Annotated in this window: 4 protein-coding genes; 1 reads left to right on the top strand and 3 read right to left on the bottom strand. The window is 48.8% G+C overall.

Annotated elements, in window-relative coordinates:
• Positions 1–449, top strand: a 449-nt coding sequence (locus tag M0P74_18250; protein MCK9365528.1) for an IS110 family transposase, incomplete at its 5' end; no start/stop codon positions are given.
• Between the two features lie 257 nt (positions 450–706).
• Here the strand turns inward: M0P74_18250 and M0P74_18245 are convergent.
• The 3 genes from M0P74_18245 to M0P74_18235 form a co-directional block, all read right to left on the bottom strand.
• Positions 707–1993 carry a diguanylate cyclase gene (locus M0P74_18245; GenBank protein MCK9365527.1) on the bottom strand — a complete coding sequence of 429 codons (1287 nt, stop codon included), beginning with the start codon at positions 1991–1993 and terminating at the stop codon, positions 707–709.
• 50 nt (positions 1994–2043) lie between these two features.
• Positions 2044–2979 carry a PAS domain-containing protein gene (locus tag M0P74_18240; protein MCK9365526.1) on the bottom strand — a complete coding sequence of 312 codons (936 nt, stop codon included), beginning with the start codon at positions 2977–2979 and terminating at the stop codon, positions 2044–2046.
• Positions 2980–2994: 15 nt separating this feature from the next.
• A partial coding sequence (locus M0P74_18235) for an IS630 family transposase (protein MCK9365525.1) occupies positions 2995–3113 on the bottom strand: 119 nt, incomplete at its 5' end.

The raw sequence follows: 3113 nt of genomic DNA, 5'->3' as shown, positions 1-3113 counted from the left end.
ATCCAAATCTTAAACGGAAAAAGGATTTGCTGGATTCTATTCCTGCGATTGGTAAGGTAACCATTCCTCACATCCTGGCAGAATTAGATGATCTGGAAAAATTTAACCATGTTCGTGAGCTGGTGGCATTCATCGGTCTCGCACCGAAGGAAACGCTCTCAGGATCATCTATTAAAGGCAAACCCAGGATATGCAAGATCGGACATGCGCGGCTCAGGAAAGCCCTATACATGCCTGCTCTGGTATCGATTCAATGCAATCCTGTTATGATCTCGTTCTATAACCGCTTAAAAGATAAAGGCAAAAATGGAAAAGTGATTGTCTGCGCGATTATGGGGAAACTGGTTCACGTTATCTTTGGTGTCCTGAAATCTGGGAAAGAGTATGATCCAAACTTTCAACCAATTAAGGTGGATCGAATTGTCAAGACAGTTTTGTCGATGAGTTAAGATACACTTCGGGGCGGATTTTTGTTTTTATTTTTGTGCCCATACCCCGAGAGCGAAGGGTTACCCATAGCCAAGTTCTGCCCGCCCGCGGCCCTTTCGCGGAGCATGGCGGGCAGAACTTGGCTATGGGTAACCCGGTCGAAAGCTACAGCAGCAATCAACACGCTCTTTGAAAATAGACTACCGTTGGTGTTTGATAAATTTTCCGCTTGACAAGAACGGTATCTACAAGTACTCGGAAATGCGAACATTAAAAATCAATGAATTCTGTTTGGAAGAGAGACCTCGTGCTGGAGAAGGCCGTTCTTGCTTTTCTTCTGCTCATACATCAATTGGTCCGCAGAAGCCACGAGGTCGTCAAGAGAGCAAGGATGCCCAGGATCATGGTAAGCACAGCCTACACTGATTGAAAGTCTGTATCTCCGGCTTTCCTGAAGGTTTCGTATGTCAATCAGAAACTGCAATCGGGCGGTAAAAATATCTGAGTTTTCTTCGGTTATATCAACGGCAAGGGCGGCGAATTCGTCTCCTCCCAGACGAGCCACGATATCGGAAGTTCTGAAGGTCTCTTTGAATACGGTTGCCGCTTCCATGAGCGCTTTATCCCCTTCCTCGTGCCCAAGCGTATCGTTGATCCTTTTCAACCCGTCCAGGTCGGCAAAATAAAGCTGCACTCCGCGCTTATTCCTGTCCGATAGTTTTAACTGCTGTTCCGCAAGAGATAAAAACCCTCTTCTGTTGTGCAGACCTGTGAGTGGATCGGTGATCGAAAGGTTAAGGAGCTCTTCCTCAAGCTTTTCACGCAGAAGCGCCTGGCTCCACAGGCGTCTTGTCCCGGCGCCGATTCCGACCAGACCGATCATCCATAGAAAACCGTGGGCAAGGATTAGTTCGGCCATCCGGGATCGCTCAATCGCCCGCAGCGGTTCCATCGGGATGGAGACACTGATTCCCCCCCGGATATCCCCCTCTTTATATCCCTGGGCGGCATGGCATTTCAGGCAGGCCTTTTCCGTAACAAAGGGACGCATGAAACGAAAATATTCTTTTCCCGATAACATTTCGATGGAAACGGCCTCTTTGTTTTCTCGCTCAAATGTTTTCAATACCTCAGTTTCCCAGGGATCCGGACGATTTTCGGGCCGGATGGGATTGAGGCTGGTGATGTGCCCCTGAAAGCCATGCATCTCCGCGGCCAGTTCATTGACCTGGCGGGTCATGTAGGCCGGATTCACCAGCGTCAGCGACAAACCATCGGAAGTCATGATGTCACGGTTGGGAACCTTGAGATAAGGATTGGCAGGGGTCATTTCTGAAACCGGCACATACACCCCTCCCTGGTTGGAAACCCATCTTCGATAGATGAGGTCTTTCTTATAGGAGATCTCGGCATTCGTTCGGGCAAAACTCAGGCTGGATTGTCTCTGCTGGTATATGTTCCATGCCAGAGATAAAATGATGCCTACTGTCCAGATCAGGACAAGCGTCCATAAATATTTCTTGAGATTCGCCGACCCTGAGTTCGTCATATCCCTGATCTTCATTTACGGATCACCCGGATCACAAAACGATCAGAAGCTATGGTGTAAAAAAATCAATCGAGTTTATAACCCTTTTCATGGAACAGCCGCAAACAGGCATCCACCACTCCGGTGTCATAGAGAATGCCGCGGTTGTTTGAAATCTCCTTCAAAGCTGCATCAATCCCCAAGCCGGGACGATAGGGTCGGTGTGAGGCCATGGCTTCGACCACGTCGGCAACACTGAGAATTCTTGCCTCAATGAGGATTTCCTCCCCTTTCAGATTTCTTGGATAACCAGAGCCATCCATTCGCTCATGGTGCTGGTAGACAATTTCCGCAATGGGCCAAGGTGATTCCACATCCTTTAGAATCTCGTACCCTCTTAAGGAGTGCTCTTTTATCAGGGAAAACTCAAGGTTTGTCAGCTTGGTAGGCTTGGACAATATCTCAGCAGGGATCGATAGTTTCCCGATGTCATGAATGGAGCCGGCCATGCGGATACCCTCGATCTTCTCCGAGGAAAGTCCCATTTCGGTGGCAATGGCACAGGCAAGGTCCGCAGACCGAGTCTGATGACCGGAGGTATAAGGATCTCTCACCTCTACGGCGGACACCATGACCTGAATGGTGGTGCCAAACGCTTTCCTGAGGCTCTCGAGGGTATCTTGGAGCTGTTCTTCGGTATGCTTTATTTTGTCGATATCGGTGCACGTGCCGAACCACTTGATGATTTCCCCTGTTTCGTCGAGTAACGGTACTCCGCGAACCAACCACCAGTGGTAGACTCCATCTGCACGACGTAATCGACATTCGAGAGAATAGATGCCCTTGTTCTTTGTTGCGTTCTCCCAGGCACTCCATGCTCTCTGCTGATCGTCAGGGTGGAAAGGGATTTTCCAACCGTGGCCGTAGCTCTCCTCTAACGTCAATCCAGTGTAGTCCACCCATTGCTGATTGAAATAAATGTTCCAACCGTTTTTCCGGGTGACCCAGACGATTTGCGGCATGGACTCAGCTAGTGTTTAATTGCGTAAGTTAACGATAGTATTTTTCAGCTGCGAACCTTTTACTTCTCTTTTCCGCCAGACGAAAGGCTTTGCAGTTAGCCCATAAGCAGTTATAAAGTCGCTGATAGCTTTGG

The organism is Syntrophales bacterium (assembly GCA_023229765.1).
GTDB lineage: Bacteria > Desulfobacterota > Syntrophia > Syntrophales > UBA5619 > DYTH01.
The sequence above is the reverse complement of the archived record's forward strand: the minus strand, read 5'-3'. Positions and strand labels throughout refer to the sequence as shown.

Coding starts and splice junctions, on each gene's coding strand:
- M0P74_18240 (MCK9365526.1), bottom strand. CDS start 2,979: ATGCCGCAAATCGTCTGGGTCACCCGGAAAAACGGTTGGAACATTTAT.
- M0P74_18245 (MCK9365527.1), bottom strand. CDS start 1,993: ATGAAGATCAGGGATATGACGAACTCAGGGTCGGCGAATCTCAAGAAA.